Source organism: Sphingomonas sp. P2_B6 (assembly GCF_056404755.1).
In genome coordinates, this window is the sequence record NZ_JBFUDK010000013.1 from 114241 (window position 1) to 130180 (window position 15940).

The following is a 15940-nucleotide window of genomic DNA, read 5'->3' on the forward strand; positions in this document are numbered from 1 at the left end:
CTATCGTCCTTGTTCGATCCAGTGGAACACGCGCTGGGCAATGCCCGAGAACGCCAGGGACTCGACACCGTTCCCGCTGGCCGGCGGCACGCCCGCGTCGGACGCCGTCCGGATCGCCATGTCGAGCGGGATCCGGCCGAGGAACTCGATCCCCAGCTCTTCCGCCGCGGCTTCCGCGCCGCCCCGGCCGAACGGATCGGACACATCGCCGCAATGCGGGCAGATATAGCCCGCCATATTCTCGATGATGCCGATCACCGGCACGCCCGCCTTGGCGAACAGGTCGATCGCGCGGCGCGCGTCGATCAGCGCCAGGTCCTGCGGCGTGGAGACGATCACCGCGCCGGCCGGCTTGTGCTTCTGGATCATCGACAGCTGCACGTCGCCGGTGCCGGGCGGCAGGTCGATCACCAGCGTGTCCTGCGCTGCCCAGTCGGCATCGATCAACTGGCCGAGCGCGTTCGCCGCCATCGGCCCGCGCCACGCGATCGCCTGGTCGGGCGCGACGAGCTGCCCCATCGACAGCAGCGGCACGCCATAGGGCGTCGCCACCGGCTCGAGCAGTTTGTCCTTGGCGGTCGGCCGCGATCCCTGCACGCCCATCAGGGTCGGCTGCGACGGCCCATAGATATCGGCATCGACCAGCCCGACGCGCCGCCCCAGCGCCTGCAGGCCAATGGCGAGATTGGCCGAGACGGTCGACTTGCCCACGCCGCCCTTGCCGCTTGCCACCGCGATCAGCAGGCGGCGGGTGCGCTGGCTGGTCAGCGCGATCCGGACGGTCGCGACCCCCGGGACGCCTTCGGCGGCGGCGCGCACATCGGCCTCCATCGTCTCGCGGCCCGCCTCGTCCAGTCCGGTCACGTCGAGGAAGATGCTCGCCTTGTCGCCCTCGATCCGCGCGGTCGCGCGCTTTCCGGCAATGGGGTCGAGAGCGGCGTTCAGGGCAGCGATATCGGTCATCGTTGCGCAGATAGGGGCGTTAACGGCGCTTGCCACTGTTTTTCCGCCGCTACGGTCCTATAAAGGAGTCATGACGACCCTTCCCCGCTGGCTACAGCGCTTCACCATCCTTCAGTCCGATAATCCGAAAGGCCCTTGGGGCGGCGGTGGTCCGGACAAGGCTGGTTCGGGCGACGGTAATGACGGCGGCCCGCGCAACCCCTGGTCGGTGCCGCCGCAGGGCCGGCCGCGCGGCGCCGCCCCCAGCGCGCTCGACGAGTTTCTGCGCCGTGCCCGCGGCGGCGGTGGCGGCAATGGATCGGGCGGCGGCCGCCCGCGCATCCCGGGCACGCCGAACGGCAGGACCCTGTGGACGATCGGCATCGGCCTGGTCGTGCTCGCCTGGCTGGTCTTCACCAGCTTCCACGCGATCGGCCCGCAGCAGCGCGGCGTCGTCACCTATCTCGGCCGTTATGCCGGCACGATCGAGCCGGGCATCCGCCTCACCCCGCCGGCGCCTTTCGCCAGCGTGACCAAGGTCGACGTGCGCAAGATCAACACGGAAACCTTCCCGGCCGAAGGCGGCGCGGGCGAGAATCTGATGCTGACCGGCGACCAGAACATCGTCGACCTCAATTATTCGGTGCGCTGGGACATCAGCAATCCGCAGGATTACGCCTTCCAGATCGCCAATCCGGTCGAGACGGTGCGCGCCACCGCGGAGAGCGCGATGCGCGCCGTGATCGCCACGACCGAGCTCGACGACGCGATCGGCCAGGGCCGCAACGCGATCGAGCTGCGCGTGCAGGACACGATGCAGCAGATTCTCGACAGCTATAATGCCGGCATCCGCATCCAGGGCGTCGCGATCAAGCAGGCCGCCCCGCCGTCGCAGGTGATGGACGACTTCAAATCGGTGTCGGCCGCCCAGCAGGAAGCGCAGGGCATGACCAACCAGGCGCGCGGCTATGCGCAGCAGGTGCTCGCCCATGCCCAGGGCGAGGCCGCCGCGTTCGACAAGGTGTATGAACAATACAAGCTCGCGCCCGAGGTGACCCGCCGGCGCATGTATTACGAGACGATGGAGGCCGTGCTGGCCAAGACCGACAAGACGATCGTCGAAGCCTCGGGCGTCGTTCCCTATCTGCCGCTGTCGGGCACCGCCCGCCGTTTGCCGGATGCTCCAGCGGCGACCGCGACAACCCCCGCGCCAGTGCAGGGAGGCGGCCAATGAACGCCCTTTTCCGCAACCCGGTCGCGATCGGCATTTCGCTGATGCTGCTGGTGATCCTCGCCGCGAGCACGTTCGCGATCGTGCCCGAGACCAAGCAGGCAGTGATCCTGCGCTTCGAGCAGCCGGTCGGCGACGCGATCAACCGCTGGCGCCCGAACGAGAAGTTCGGCAGCACCGGCGCCGGCCTGATCGCGCGCGTGCCCTTTATCGACCGGCTCGTCTGGGTCGACAAGCGCGTGCTCGACGTCGATCTGGAGAATACCCCGGTCATCTCCACTGACCAGCTCCGGCTCGAGGTGGACGCTTATGCCCGTTTCCGGATCGTCGATCCGCTCAAGGCAGTGGTTTCGACCGGCAGTTCGTCCAACACCGAACAGCGCGTGATCGACGCGCTGCAGCCGCTGTTCGGCTCGGCGCTGCGCAACGAGCTCGGCAAGCGTCCGTTCGCGGCGTTGCTCAGCCCGGAACGCGGCCAGGTGATGGACAATATCCAGGCCGGCCTGCAGCGCCTCGCCGGCCAGTATGGCGTTCAGATCGTCGACGTCCGCATCAAGCATGCCGACCTGCCCGACGGCAGCCCGCTCGAAAGCGCGCTCGCCCGGATGCGCACCGCGCGCCAGCAGGAACGCGCCTCGACCATCGCGCAGGGCCAGAAGGCGGCGCAGATCATCCGCGCCGAAGCCGACGCCAACGCCGCGCGCATCTATGCCGAGAGCTTCAGCAAGGACCCGGGCTTCTACGACTTCTACCGGGCGATGCAGTCCTATCGGCACACGTTCGGCGCGGACGGCGATCCGACGACCAAGGGCACGACGTCGATGGTCCTGTCGACCGACAATGCCTATCTGAAGGAATTCAAGGGGAGCCGCTGAGTCTGAATCTTCCCCGGAAGCTTTCAGACGGTTCATATTCAATCGCCGTTCAGCAACCATCCGCAAAACGGGCGGTTGTCGCGATACGGCAGACGAGAGGAAACGACCCAAGTGCGCTATGCTTACGCCATTACCGGTGCCCTGCTGCTGAGCGGCGCCGCCGCCGCCATGACATTGGAACCGCCAGCAGGTCAGGTCGCGCAGAACGAACCCGGCACCATAGCCGCCACCGCCCCCAAGGCCGGCGCGCCGATGAGCTTTGCCGACATGGTCGCCACGCTCCAGCCGGCCGTCGTCAACATCTCGACCACGCAGCGCGTGACCGTGCAGCAGACCAATCCGTTCGCCGGCACCCCGTTCGGCGACCTGTTCGGCCAGTTCAACCAGGGTCAGGGTCAGGGCCAGGGCAATAACGGCCAGCCGATCACGCGCGAGGCGCAGTCGCTCGGCTCGGGCTTCATCATTTCGCCCGACGGCTATGTCGTGACCAACAACCATGTGATCGCAGCCGGTGCCAAGGGCGCCACGGTCGAATCGATCAAGGTCACCCTGACTGACCGCAAGGAATATACCGCCAAGCTGATCGGCCGAGATCCCGCGTCGGATCTCGCGTTGCTCAAGATCGAGGCCAAGGGCCTGCCCTTCGTGAAGTTCGGCGATTCGGCCCGCGCCCGTGTCGGCGACTGGGTCGTCGCGATCGGCAATCCGTTCGGCCTGGGCTCGACCGTCACCGCCGGCATCGTCTCGGCGCTGCACCGCGTGACCGGCCAGGGCGGCGCCTATGACCGCTTCATCCAGACCGACGCGTCGATCAACCAGGGCAATTCCGGTGGCCCGATGTTCGATCTCGGCGGCAACGTCATCGGCATCAACTCGCAGATCCTGTCGCCGACCGGCGGCAATGTCGGCATCGGCTTCGCCATTCCGGCGGAGGAAGCCAAGCCGATCATCGACACGCTGATGAAGGGCACCGCGGTCAAGCGCGGCTATCTCGGCGTCGGCATCCAGCCGATCACCGAGGATATCGCCGGTGCGTTCGGCCTCCCCGCCAACCAGGGCGAGATCATCGCGCGGGTCGAGCCGGGCGAAGGCGCCGACAAGGCCGGGCTGAAGCAGGGCGACGTCGTCGTCCGCGTCGGCGGAAAGGATGTCACTCCCGATCAGACGCTCAGCTATCTCGTCGCCAACACGGCGCCAGGCACGCGCGTCCCGCTCGAGATCATCCGCGACGGCAAGCGCCAGACGCTCACCGCGCTGGTCGGCACGCGTCCATCGGAAGAGACGCTTGCCAGCCTGAACGGCGGCGACGACGATGACGGCCTGCCCGAGAGCGGCACGCAAAGCCAGCAGGCCAGCGCGAATGCAATCGGCCTGTCGGTCCAGCCGCTGACCCCGAACATCGCGCGCAGCCTCAGCCTCGATCCGACGGTGCAGGGCCTGGTGATCGTCGATGTCGACCAGTCGAGCGACTCGGCGACCAAGGGCCTGCAGCGCGGCGACGTGATCATCTCGGCGAACCGCGTGCCCACCCGCACCGCCGCCGATCTCGCCGGGGTCATCACTCAGGCGAAGGCGGCCGGCCGCACCTCGATCGCGCTGCTGGTCCAGCGCGGCAAGAATCCCGGCCGCTTCCTGGCGGTCAAGATCAAGTAAGCCTCTTTTCCTCCCCATCGGCGATGGGGAGGAATTTAACGGCCGCACCTTCCGTCCCGCGCTGAATCGCGCAATACCGCCGGCCCAACTCCGGAGGACCTTATGGCGGACGGCACCAGCATCTTCATCGGCAGCAATGCGAACGGGCAGCGCCAGCAGCTCGAGCTAAAGCGCGCCAACCGCCACGGCCTGATCGCGGGCGCCACCGGCACCGGCAAGACCGTCACCATCCAGGGCATCATCGACGGCCTGTCCGCCGCCGGCGTCCCGTGCTTCGTCGCCGATGTGAAGGGCGACCTGTCCGGCCTCGCCATGGCCGGCTCCCCTACCTCCAAGATGCACGAGATCTTCGCCGCCCGCGCGAAGGAGATCGGCTATGACGACTGGCATTACGCCGACAATCCCGTGCAGTTCTGGGACCTGTATGGCGAGCAGGGCCACCCGATCCGCACCACCGTCAGCGAGATGGGCCCGCTCCTCCTGTCGCGCCTGATGGACCTGAACGAAGTGCAGGAAGGCGTGCTGACCATCGCCTTCCATGTCGCCGACAAGGAGGCCATGCTGCTGCTCGACCTGGACGATCTCCAGGCGATGCTGGTCAATTGCGGCGAGCGCGCCGACGAGCTCACCACCACGCTCGGCAATGTCTCCAAGCAGAGCATCGGGACGATCCAGCGCTCGCTGCTCCAGCTGCGCAGCCAGGGCGGCGACAAATTCTTCGGCGAACCGGCGCTGACGATGAGCGACTTCATCGGCGTGGACGACAAGGGCCGCGGCATCGTCAACATCCTCGCCGCCGACAAGCTGATGGCGAGCCCCAAGCTCTATGCCACCTTCCTGCTCTGGCTGATGAGCGAGCTGTTCGAGCATCTCCCCGAGGTCGGCGACCCCGACAAGCCGGTCCTCGCCTTCTTCTTCGACGAAGCGCATTTGCTCTTCGCCGATGCGCCCAAGGCGCTGCTCGAGAAGATCGAGCAGGTCGTGCGCCTGATCCGCTCGAAAGGCGTCGGCGTTTATTTCATCACCCAGAACCCGATCGACATCCCCGATACCGTCGCCGGCCAGCTCGGCAACCGCGTGCAGCATGCGCTGCGCGCCTTTACGCCGCGCGACCAGGCAGCGGTGAAGTCGGCCGCGACCACGTTCCGCGCCAATCCCGGCGTCGATGTCGAAAAGGCGATCACCGAACTGAAGGTCGGCGAAGCCCTGGTCTCGCTGCTCCTGCCCGATGGCGCGCCCGCGCCGGTCGAGCGCACCCTGATCAAGCCGCCGGCCTCGCGCGTCGGCCCAGTCACCCCGGTCGAGCGCGGCGTAATGATCCAGACCGACCCGATCGGGTCGAAATACGACACGCTGATCGACCGGGAATCGGCCGAGGAAATCTTGTCCGCCAAGTCGCAGGAAGCCAGCGCCGCCGCCGCCGAGGCCGCCGCGAAAACGGAAGCGGACAAGGCCGCCGCGCTCCAGGCCAAGGAAGACGCCCGCGCCGCCAAGGAAGCCGAACGCCAGCGCATCGCCGACCAACGCGAGGCGGACCGCCAGGCGAAGCTCGCCGCCCAGCAGCAGAAGGAGGCCGAACGCGCCGCCGCCAACTCGCCCTGGAACCGCGCCATCACCTCCGCCACCCGCTCCGCCTCCTCGGCGGTCGGCCGCTCGGTCGCGACCGAAGTGTCGAAGGCCGTGTTCGGATCGTCGCGCGGCGCGGGCGCCGGCATCGTCGGCGGCCTGGTGCGCGGGATTCTGGGCGGGCTGTTCAAGGGGCGATAACCGCGCGGTCACCGCCCCTCTCCCGCATCAGGGCCAGCTTGCGATGGCCAGGCTTTAGAAGTTGACTCGCACCCCGCCGGAATAGCGCCGGCCGAATCGCTCCCATTCGATCGTCTGGATCGTGCTGGTCGCGCTCGGCGTGCCGGTGGCGGTCAGCAGATTGCCCGGCTCCGAGTAACGGCGGCCCGGCTGGTTGAGCACGTTCGAGACATCGGCGTAGATCTCGAAATTCTTGGTGATCGCGTAGCGCGCCGAGATGTCCATCTCGTCGTCCGCCGCCCAATAGGTGTCGCCGGCATCGGTCAGGTCGTCTGCGATACCGTCCAGCCAGGCGCTACGGCGCTGATATTGCACGCGCAGCGACAGGCCGTATTTCTCGTAATAGGCGCCGACATTGTAGATCAGGTCGGACGTGCCGGGCAGGCGTACCTTGCGCGCCGGGATGGTGCCGATCGCCGGCTTGGTCACTTCGCTGTCATTGGCCGTGAGGTTCGCGGAGATGCCGAAGCCGCCCATCCAGCCGGGCAGGCCGAGATCGCTGGTCCAGGGCTCGATCTGGAGCTGGGCCGCCACCTCCGCGCCGAACACGCGCCCGTCGCCGCCATTGGTGATCCTGGAAAAGTCATAGCCCGAACGAATATTCGCGCCGCTGTCCAACTCGTTTGAGCCGAACTTCCGGGTCTGACGATACAGGACATCCTTGACCTTCTTGTAGAACAGGCCGGCCATCAGATAGCCCTGCGGCCGCACATACCATTCAAAATAGGCGTCAACGCCATAGGCGCGTTCCGGCTTCACGTCGGGGTTGCCGCTCGAAATCGTCTGGTTGGGGTCGCTGATGACGATGTTTGGACGTAGCTGATCATAGTCAGCCCGCGCGGCGCCCGAGTTGAACGAGAGACGCAATTTCTTGGTGTCATCGACGTTGAAATTGAAGTGCAGGCTTGGGAAGACCAACGTCTGGCTCGACTCTGCGGTCACCAATCCGCTTGGAGTCGTGCCAACCAGCTTGATCGCTTCACCGCGGTTCTTCAGATGCTCGACGCGGACGCCGCCGAGGACCGAACCCCAGTCATACTTCACCGTGCCCATCACGAAGCCGGCATAGACCTGCTCGCGAACCTTGTAGTTGTTGGCCGTGTTGGGCGCGAAAGTGAAATTGGCGCGGGCGGCCTCGGAAACGGCGCGCATCTTGTCCGTGTCGAAATAATGGAAGCTGTAGCCCAGCGGAATCTTGCCCGCGAAGGGATCGTTCAGCGCGAACTGGTTGAAGTCGTTGGGCAGCCCGACCGTGGCGAACTGCGCCGCCGTGCTGAGCAGGATCTGCTCTTCGTCGGCGGTCTTGGTGCGCTGATCGAACTGGAACCCTGCCTTGAACACGGCGTCGCCGCCGAACAGCGCGGTTTCGCGCGAGAGGACCAGCTTGCCGGTATAGGCATCGGTCGTGTCGACCGCATCGAGCACGGTGAAGGACGATGGCGGCTTGGTGAAGCTGTCGATCGCGGTCACTTGCGTGCCGGCCTGATAGCGCGTCGGACCGCTCAACTGGGTGGTGGTGAACAGCGTCAGACGCGAGAAATTCGGGTCGCTGAAATCATAGCTGACGGTAGGGCGCAGGGTGCGGGTGCTGGGGCTGTCCCAGGCGATTTCGCCGACGACCGAGCGATCGTCCTTCGACTGGGTATAGTTGCCCACCCAGGCGAGGTGCCAGCTGTCGCCGAAATCATGATCCCCGGCGATGGTGTTGGTGAAGATCGACTGGCGGAAGGCGCGCAGGGTCGAGCGCTGGCGGATATCGATGCCGTAGACCGTGCCCTTTTGCGGCGTGTTGCCGATACAGATATCGGCGTAACCGCTGGTCGTCGGGGTCGTGTTGACCGTCGTCGGGCAGGCGGCGCTGTTGGCGACGAGGTCGCCCTGGCGGTCGTCGAGATCGAAACGGTAATTGTCGCGCGCCTCATCGTCGGTGAAGATCGTGTAGATCGACCGCAGCGAGATGGTGTTGTCGGAATCGGGCTTGTAGTCGACGCGGCCGGACACCGACCAGTTGCGGCGGGTGAGGCGGTACAGCTTGTTCTCCGTCTCATGCGCCCAGAAACGCGTCGCATTGCCGGGCCGCGTATCCTGCGCGACACGCTCGTAATCATTCTCGAAATTGTCGGTGACCATTTCGCGCTGGTAATAGCTGCCCGAGAGCAGCACGCCGACTTCGCCGCCGCCCAGGTTGAAGCGGTCGGACACGACGGCCGACCCTTCATATTGCTTGCGGTTGCCGAGCTCGGCGATGCCGAACCCGGCCTTGCCCGCGAAATGCGCGCCCGAATAGTCGAAGGCGGAGCGGGTGATGACGTTGACGTTGCCCGCCACCGTCTCGCCCGGCATTTCCGGGGTCACCGCCTTCGATACCACGATCTGCGACGCGATCGCGGAGGGGATGGAATCGAACCGCGCATCGCGGCCTTCGGGGCTGACGATGTTGATCCCGTCGAACGATAGCGTGGTCCAGTAATTGGGGGCGCCGCGCAGCGAGATGTAACGCGCCTGGCCTTGGTCGCGCTCGACCGCCACGCCGGGCAGGCGTCCGGTCGCCTGGGCGATGTTCTGGTCGGGCAGGCGACCGACGCTGTCGGCCGCGGCGACCGTGACGAGCGATACGGAATTCTTCTGCACCGCGAGCGCGGACGCTTCCGATTCCGCGATCGGGCGGGAGCCGGTGACGACGATATCGTTCGTGTCGTCGGATGCCGGTTCGCCCCGCGCCGGTGCTGCGCCCGGCACATCCTGCGCTGCCGCGACATTGATCGGTGTCAGGAGCGCGGCAAGCGCGCAGCCCCCTAGAAATGTTCCCCTGCGAACCATGACGGACCCCCTTTGTGCTGAATTGACCGGTTATGCGGCGCGTGCGAACGGGCGCCTCGAAGCCGCCGGTAGGAGTCGAACATGACCTGGAAGTGCGATATCCGTTACATTTCAATGACTCTTTTGTTGCTATCTGGTTGCACGGCGACGGAGACGAGCCTGGCCACGCGCATCGCGAACGCCCTTCCCGCAGCGACCGTCCAGGCATCGGGAGAGACCGAAGCGGTCGCCACCGCCAATGCGGACGCGGCCGATGACCCCGCGATCTGGCGCAATGCGGCCACCCCGGCGGCAAGCCTGATCGTCGGCACCGACAAGAAGGCAGGGCTCTATGTCTACGGCCTGGACGGCAAGGTCCGGGACTTCCACGACGCCGGCCGCGTCAACAATGTCGCGCTCGCCGAGCATGATGGCCGGATCATCGTCGCGGCGAGTGACCGCAACGATCCGCTCAACGCGCAGGTCGCGCTGTTCACGCTCGATCCTGTGTCCGCGAAGCTGACCGCGCTGGGCAAGGTGGCGGCGGGCGCGGGCGAGGCGTACGGCATGTGCCTATACCGCGCACCGACCGCGCTCTACGCCTTCATGGTCGCGAAGGACGGCACGATCCGCCAGCTCGCGCTCGATGTGACCGGTGCGATGCCAAAGGCAGAGATCGTCCGCACCATGAAGCTCGCCACTCAGTCCGAAGGCTGTGTCGCCGACCCGCGTACCGCGCGACTCTATGTCGCCGAGGAGGATGTCGGTCTCTGGCGATTCGACGCGCGCGCCGACGGCCCGGTCGAGCCAGTGAAGATCGCCGCCGCGGACGGCAAGCAGATCGTGGCGGATGCCGAAGGCGTGGCGATCGCCCAGGAAGGCGATGGCGGCTATCTCGTCGTCTCCAGCCAGGGCGACAATGCCTATGCCGTCTATCGCCTCGCCGATGATAGCTATGTCGGCCGCTATCGCATCGCGCCGGGCATTTTCGGCGCGACCGAGGAGACTGACGGCATCGAGATCGCGACCGGCGATTTCGGCCCCGCTTTCCCCGACGGCATCATGATCGCGCAGGACGGGGTCAACCCGCCCCGGGCGCAGAACTTCAAGCTGGTGCGTTGGGGGCAGATCAAGGCGGCCCTGGGCTTGTAGAGTTGGGCTTGTAGGGCTGGGCTTGTAAGCGGCGCTGCCCGAGGCGTAGGCTCACCCTTCGGCAATGCAGCAAAGGACTCGTACGATGGACGCCACTCTCGATCTTCATCAGGATTGGGGCGCCGCGGCCGAGGCCGAGCTGGCCGATGTGGTCGAGCTGCGACGCGCGATCCATGCCGACCCGGAGATCGGGCTGCATTGCGACCGCACCACCGAGAAGCTGAAGGCCGCTCTCGCCGGCCTCCCGCTCGAACTCCGCGACAGCACGAGCACCTCCGGCTTCGTCGCGATCCTGCGCGGCGGTCGCGACAATGGCCGCACCGTGCTGCTGCGCGGCGACATGGATGCGCTGCCGATGCAGGAGGAGACCGGCCTGTCCTTCGCCTCGCAGGTGCCCGGGGCGATGCACGCCTGCGGCCATGACGCGCACAGCGCCATGCTGGTCGGTGCCGCCCGTGCGCTGTGCGCGCGGCGCGACCGGCTGTCGGGCTCGGTCGTCTTCATGTTCCAGCCCGGCGAGGAAGGCTATCACGGCGCCCGCTACATGATGGAGGACGGGCTGCTCGACGAGCCCCGGCCCGAAGCCGCCTTCGCCCTCCACATCATGCCCAACGCGCCGGCCGGTATGTTCTGGAGCCGCCCGGGCGCGCTGCTCGCCTCGACCGATGCGCTCAACATCACCGTCCGCGGCAAGGGCGGCCATGCCGCCATGCCGCATGAGGGGATCGATCCGATCCCGGTCGCCTGCGAGATCGTCACCGCGCTCAGCGCCTTTGTCGCGCGCCACATTCCGGTCAGCGATCCGGCGGTGCTGTCGATCACGCAGATCAACGCCGGCTCCGCTTACAACATCGTGCCCGACGAGGTGAAGATGAAGGGCACCTTGCGCACGCTGTCCAACGCCACCCGCGCCAAGGCGCGCGAGGGCCTCACCCGCATCGCCGAGCATATCGCGCTCGCGCATGGCTGCACCGCCGAGGTGGTGATCGACGACGGCTATCCCGTCACCATGAACGATCCGCGCGCATTGGGCCTGATGCGCAGCGTCGCCGAGGAGCTGGGTGGGCCCGACGCCTGGCGCACGATGCAGGCGCCGATCATGGGTGGCGAGGATTTCTCCTATGTCCTGCGCGAGATTCCCGGCTCCATGGCCTTTCTCGGCGTAGCGCCCAAAGGCAGCGATGCCCCGGCCAATCCGCCGCTGCACAATACCCGCATGACGATCGAGGAGGAGGTCATGGCGCGCGGTGTGGCGATGCACTGCGCGGTTGCCGAGCGATTCCTCGACAATGGGCTCGATTGACTCGCCGGGCCGCTTGCCGCCGAGCTGACCTTCTATTAGCCAAGCCTCACCTTTTGGGGGATTTTCCGATGCGTGCCGTCTTTGCCGCGACCTGCCTGTCGCTCCTGTCCACCAGCGCGCTCGCCCAGACCGCTGCGACGCCCGCCGCCCCGCCCGCCGCGACGCAGATCGTCGCGGACGCCGCCGCGCCCAGGGGCAAGCTGTCCGATGCCGCGATACCGAGCGCGTACCGCCTGACCTTCACCATCCTGCCCGATCAGCCGACTTTCTCCGGCCATGACGAGATCGACGTCACGGTGAAGGCGGCGACCAGGACCCTCTACCTGCACGGCCGCGATCTCCGCGTGCAGGGCGCCTATGCGACCGTCGGCGGCAAGCAGATCCCGGCGCGCTGGACTCAGGTCGATGCCACGGGCGTCGCCCGGCTCGATTTCGCCAGCGACCTGCCCGCCGGCAAGGCGACCCTCAGCTTCGACTATGACGGCACCTTCGGCGACGGCGCCTCGGGCCTGTATCGCATCAAGGTCGCCGATCAATGGTATAGCTGGACTCAGTTCGAATCGATCGACGCCCGCGCCGCCTTCCCGTCGTTCGACGAGCCCGGCTTCAAGACGCCCTTCACCGTGTCGGTCCTCACCGCAGCGGGTAACGAAGTCGTCACCAACACGCGCGAGACCAGGGTCACACCGATCGCGATCGACCCGGACTCCGCGGCGGCGAAGCACGCCCGAGCGACCGGCACGACCTCGCCCGCCGCCATGGCACGGCATGAATTCGAGCCGACCAGGCCGCTGCCGACCTATCTCGTCGCGGTGGTGACTGGTCCGTTCCTGCACGAAAAGGGCATGGTCCCGCCGACCCCGGAGCGTGCCGCTCCACTGCCGCTCGGCGCCGTCGCGACCCGCGCGCATGCCGGCAAGCTCGGCTATGTCATGGCGGAGACGCCGCGCATCGTCAGCCTGCTCGAGAAATATTTCGGCGAGCCCTTTCCCTTCCCCAAGCTCGACCAGATCGCGTCGCCGGTGATGCCGGGCGCGATGGAGAATGCCGGGGCCGACATCTATGGCGACGGCATCATCCTGCTCGATGCGGGCGCGACCACCGGCCAGAAACAGGATTTCGGCATGATCGTCGCGCACGAGCTGTCGCACCAATGGTTCGGCGATCTCGTCACCCCGGCCTGGTGGGACGATATCTGGCTGAACGAGAGCTTCGCCAACTGGATGGGCTATCGCATCGGCAACGAATGGCGGCCCGAGCTCAATATCGGTGTCGGCGCGCTCGATGAAGGCTTCCGCGCAATGAACACCGACGCGCTGGAGGTCGGCCGTCCGATTCACCAGGCGATCACTGACAACAGCCAGATCGACGGCGCGTTCGACAACATCACCTATGGCAAGGGCGGGCACGTCATCTCGATGATCGCCGCCTATCTCGGCGACGAGAAGTTCAAGGCCGGCGTGCGGCTCCACCTGAAGCGCCACGCCTATGGCAATGCGACCTCGGAACAGTTCTTCCAGTCGCTCGCCGACGGCGCGAAGGACCCGCGCGTGCTGACCGCGATGAAGAGCTTCGTCGATCAGCAGGGCGTGCCGGTCGTGGACATCGCACACAAGGGCGGCCAGCTGGTCGCGACTCAGTCGCGCTACGCGTTCCTCGGCAGCACGCCCAAGCCCGAGCAATGGACCATCCCGTTCTGCCTGCGCGTCGATACGACGAAGAGCTGTACCCTGCTCGACAAGCCGGTCACCACGCTCGCCACGGCCAGTAAGGGCGTGATCATGCCCAATGTCGGCGGCACCGGCTATTATCGCTTCAACCTGGAGCCAAAGGACTGGCAGGCGCTGATCGGCACCTTCGCCGCGATCGATCCGGCCGAGGGCCTGGCCGCCGACGACAGCCTCTGGGCCGCGTTCCGCGCCGGCAAGGCCCCTGCCGCCTGGCTGATCACTGCCGCGAAAAACCTCGCCGCCAATCCGGATGCCGGTCTCAGCGTCGACGGTGCCGCGCGCCTCGCCGGGCTCAAACTGCGCGGTCTGATCGCGCCGGAATCCGACGCTGCCTATCGCCGGCTGATGGCCACGACCTACGCCCCGCATCTCGCCGCGATCGGCTTCGATCCGTCAGCGGGCGCCCACAAGGGTGACAGTCCCGGCAAGCAGCAATTGCGCCAGGGCCTGGTCGGTTATGTCGTGCGCGAAGGCCATGATGCGGCGCTGACCGCGACGCTACAGGCCGCCGCGGAGAAATATCTGGCGGGCGACAAGCAGGCGCTCGACCAGGCCTATCTCGCCACGGCGCTGTCCGTGACGGTGGCGAAGGGCGGCGTTCCCGCCGCGCGGAAACTGATCGAGACCGGTCTGGCGAGCGAGGATCCGGTCCTGCGCAGCGCGGCGCTGGGCGCCGCGGCCGCGAGCGGCCGCACCGACGTCGCCGATTATCTGCTCGGCCTGACCGACACGCGGCTGCGCGCCTATGACAAGCTCATGCTGATCCAGACCCTCGCCACGACCGAGGGAACGGTCGAGCATGCCGGCGAATGGATCCTCGCCCATTACGACTCGCTGCTCGCCAGCGGCAACGGCGTGTTCATCACCAGCCGCCTGCCCCAGGCACTGATCTTCCAATGCGGCGCCGATCGCGCCGACCGGATCGAGACGATATTGGGCCCGAAGGTGAAGGCAGCCGGCGCCGGCGTGCTCGACTTCGAACGCACCGTGGAATCGATCCGCCACTGCGGCGACCTGAAGGCGGCAAAGGGCGCGGAGATCGCGGCGGCGCTGGCCAAATAAGCCATGCCGTCCAGCCTCCTTGTGCTCCCGCGAAGGCGGGAGCCCAGGCTGGGCTCCCGCCTTCGCGGGAGCACAAGGAGACACAAGGCCTCCTGTCAACAATGTGCGCTCAGATCGCCCGCGCGACTCGGCGCCCCGCCAACCCGGTCGCGACGATCAGCACCGATGCTGCCACGCCGAACCCGCCCGCGATCAGGAAGGCAGGCAGATAGGTGCCCGTCTGCTCCCGGATCACGCCCGCGCCGAATGCGGCGGTGGCGGCGCCGATCTGGTGCCCGACCATGATCCAGCCGAAGACGATCGGCGCATCGCGCTCGCCGAACGACATATTGGCCAGCTTCACCGTGGGCGGTACCGTCGCGATCCAGTCGAGGCCGTAGAAGATCGCGAACACCGTCAGGCTCACGGCGCCGAAATCGATGAAAGGCAGAGCGATCAGCGATAGGCCGCGCAGGCCGTAATAGACGCAGAGCAGCTTGCGCGGATCGTAGCGGTCGGTCAGCCAGCCCGAGGCGGTGGTGCCGACCAGGTCGAACAGCCCCATCATCGACAACAGCCCCGCCGCCGCGACCGGCGCGATGCCGTGATCGCCGCAAAAGGCGATCATATGCGTGCCGACCAGCCCGTTGGTGGTCAGGCCGCAGACGAAGAAGGTGCCGAACAACAGCCAGAAGATCGGGGTGCGCGCGGCACGGAACAGCGCGTCGAAGGCAAGCATCGGCGTCGCGGCCTGTTTCAGCGGCGGCGGCGGCGCGCTCGCATCGGTTTCGCCGAAACGACGAATGCCGACATCTCCCGGCCTTTCGGGCACGAAGAACAGGACGAGCGGAACCAGGGCAAGGCAGGCGACGCTGACCGCCACGGCCACCGGTTGCCACGCGCCAGCGCTCGACAGCCAGGCCAGCAACGGCAGGAACACCAGCGCGCCCGTCGCCGTGCTCGCGCTCAGCATGCCCATCACTAGCCCCTGGCGCGTCGCGAACCAGCGATTGACCACCGCGGCGCCCAGCACCGAGGCGACCGCGCCGCTGCCCACGCCCGAGAGCACGCCCCAGGTCAGCACATAATGCCAGGGTGCGGTCATCCACAGGCTGGCCAGGGTCGCGGCCGACATCAGCAACAGCCCGCCGAGCATGGTCCGCTTGATCCCCAGCGACATCATCAGCGCCGCGGCGAACGGCCCGACCAGCCCGTAAAGGAAGATGCCCACCGCCGCCGAAAAGGAGATGGTCGCGCGGTCCCAGCCGAAATGCAGTTCGAGCGGCACCATCATCACGCCGGGCGCCGATCGCAGCCCGGCGGAGATGAGCAGCGCGAGGAAGGTCACGCCGACGACGATATAGGGCGCTCGGCCGGCCAGTCGGGTCAGGGGCATGCGGGTTCCTCG

At 67.0% G+C, this 15940-nt stretch carries 10 protein-coding genes; 7 read left to right on the plus strand and 3 right to left on the minus strand.

The features are described 5' to 3' along the window. A complete protein-coding gene (locus AC1DX5_RS17840) occupies positions 1 to 963 on the minus strand; it encodes an Mrp/NBP35 family ATP-binding protein (protein ID WP_478016567.1) in 963 nt (320 codons plus the stop codon). 70 nt (positions 964 to 1033) lie between these two features. Here AC1DX5_RS17840 and hflK point away from each other — a divergent pair, with 70 nt between their 5' ends. From hflK to AC1DX5_RS17860, 4 genes are all read left to right on the plus strand, one after another. Then, entirely contained in the window at positions 1034 to 2176 is a 1143-nt protein-coding gene (gene hflK / locus AC1DX5_RS17845; protein ID WP_478016568.1) for a protease modulator HflK, read from the plus strand. Next, positions 2173 to 3048 (plus strand): protease modulator HflC, encoded by an 876-nt coding sequence (gene hflC, locus AC1DX5_RS17850; protein ID WP_465170010.1) that lies wholly within the window; start codon positions 2173 to 2175, stop codon positions 3046 to 3048. The genes hflK and hflC overlap by 4 nt, the downstream gene beginning before the upstream one ends. Before the next feature lie 111 nt (positions 3049 to 3159). Then, positions 3160 to 4701, plus strand: a complete 1542-nt coding sequence (locus tag AC1DX5_RS17855; protein ID WP_465170011.1) for a Do family serine endopeptidase — start codon at positions 3160 to 3162, stop codon at positions 4699 to 4701. A gap of 102 nt (positions 4702 to 4803) precedes the next feature. After that, positions 4804 to 6468 (plus strand): helicase HerA-like domain-containing protein, encoded by a 1665-nt coding sequence (locus tag AC1DX5_RS17860; protein WP_465170012.1) that lies wholly within the window; start codon positions 4804 to 4806, stop codon positions 6466 to 6468. 54 nt (positions 6469 to 6522) lie between these two features. Here AC1DX5_RS17860 and AC1DX5_RS17865 read toward each other — a convergent pair whose 3' ends face one another. Then, positions 6523 to 9327, minus strand: a complete 2805-nt coding sequence (locus tag AC1DX5_RS17865; RefSeq protein WP_478016569.1) for a TonB-dependent receptor — start codon at positions 9325 to 9327, stop codon at positions 6523 to 6525. 81 nt (positions 9328 to 9408) lie between these two features. Between AC1DX5_RS17865 and AC1DX5_RS17870 the strand changes: the two genes are divergently transcribed. From AC1DX5_RS17870 to AC1DX5_RS17880, 3 genes are all read left to right on the plus strand, one after another. Then, complete coding sequence (locus AC1DX5_RS17870) at positions 9409 to 10458, plus strand: phytase (RefSeq protein ID WP_478016570.1); 1050 nt, start codon at positions 9409 to 9411, stop codon at positions 10456 to 10458. 85 nt (positions 10459 to 10543) lie between these two features. Beyond that, a complete protein-coding gene (locus tag AC1DX5_RS17875; RefSeq protein ID WP_478016571.1) occupies positions 10544 to 11761 on the plus strand; it encodes a M20 metallopeptidase family protein in 1218 nt (405 codons plus the stop codon). A gap of 68 nt (positions 11762 to 11829) precedes the next feature. Beyond that, positions 11830 to 14553 carry a M1 family metallopeptidase gene (locus tag AC1DX5_RS17880; RefSeq protein ID WP_478016572.1) on the plus strand — a complete coding sequence of 908 codons (2724 nt, stop codon included), beginning with the start codon at positions 11830 to 11832 and terminating at the stop codon, positions 14551 to 14553. Positions 14554 to 14662: 109 nt separating this feature from the next. Here the strand turns inward: AC1DX5_RS17880 and AC1DX5_RS17885 are convergent, their stop codons facing one another. Then, entirely contained in the window at positions 14663 to 15928 is a 1266-nt protein-coding gene (locus AC1DX5_RS17885; protein ID WP_478016573.1) for an MFS transporter, read from the minus strand. Between the last annotated feature and the right edge of the window lie 12 nt (positions 15929 to 15940).

What these genes read in the sequence shown, in the direction of transcription:
- AC1DX5_RS17840 (WP_478016567.1), bottom strand. Translation starts at nt 963, where the DNA reads ATGACCGATATCGCTGCCCTGAACGCCGCTCTCGACCCCATTGCCGGA.
- hflK (WP_478016568.1), top strand. Translation starts at nt 1,034, where the DNA reads ATGACGACCCTTCCCCGCTGGCTACAGCGCTTCACCATCCTTCAGTCC.
- hflC (WP_465170010.1), top strand. Translation starts at nt 2,173, where the DNA reads ATGAACGCCCTTTTCCGCAACCCGGTCGCGATCGGCATTTCGCTGATG.
- AC1DX5_RS17860 (WP_465170012.1), top strand. Translation starts at nt 4,804, where the DNA reads ATGGCGGACGGCACCAGCATCTTCATCGGCAGCAATGCGAACGGGCAG.
- AC1DX5_RS17865 (WP_478016569.1), bottom strand. Translation starts at nt 9,327, where the DNA reads ATGGTTCGCAGGGGAACATTTCTAGGGGGCTGCGCGCTTGCCGCGCTC.
- AC1DX5_RS17870 (WP_478016570.1), top strand. Translation starts at nt 9,409, where the DNA reads ATGACCTGGAAGTGCGATATCCGTTACATTTCAATGACTCTTTTGTTG.
- AC1DX5_RS17875 (WP_478016571.1), top strand. Translation starts at nt 10,544, where the DNA reads ATGGACGCCACTCTCGATCTTCATCAGGATTGGGGCGCCGCGGCCGAG.
- AC1DX5_RS17880 (WP_478016572.1), top strand. Translation starts at nt 11,830, where the DNA reads ATGCGTGCCGTCTTTGCCGCGACCTGCCTGTCGCTCCTGTCCACCAGC.
- AC1DX5_RS17885 (WP_478016573.1), bottom strand. Translation starts at nt 15,928, where the DNA reads ATGCCCCTGACCCGACTGGCCGGCCGAGCGCCCTATATCGTCGTCGGC.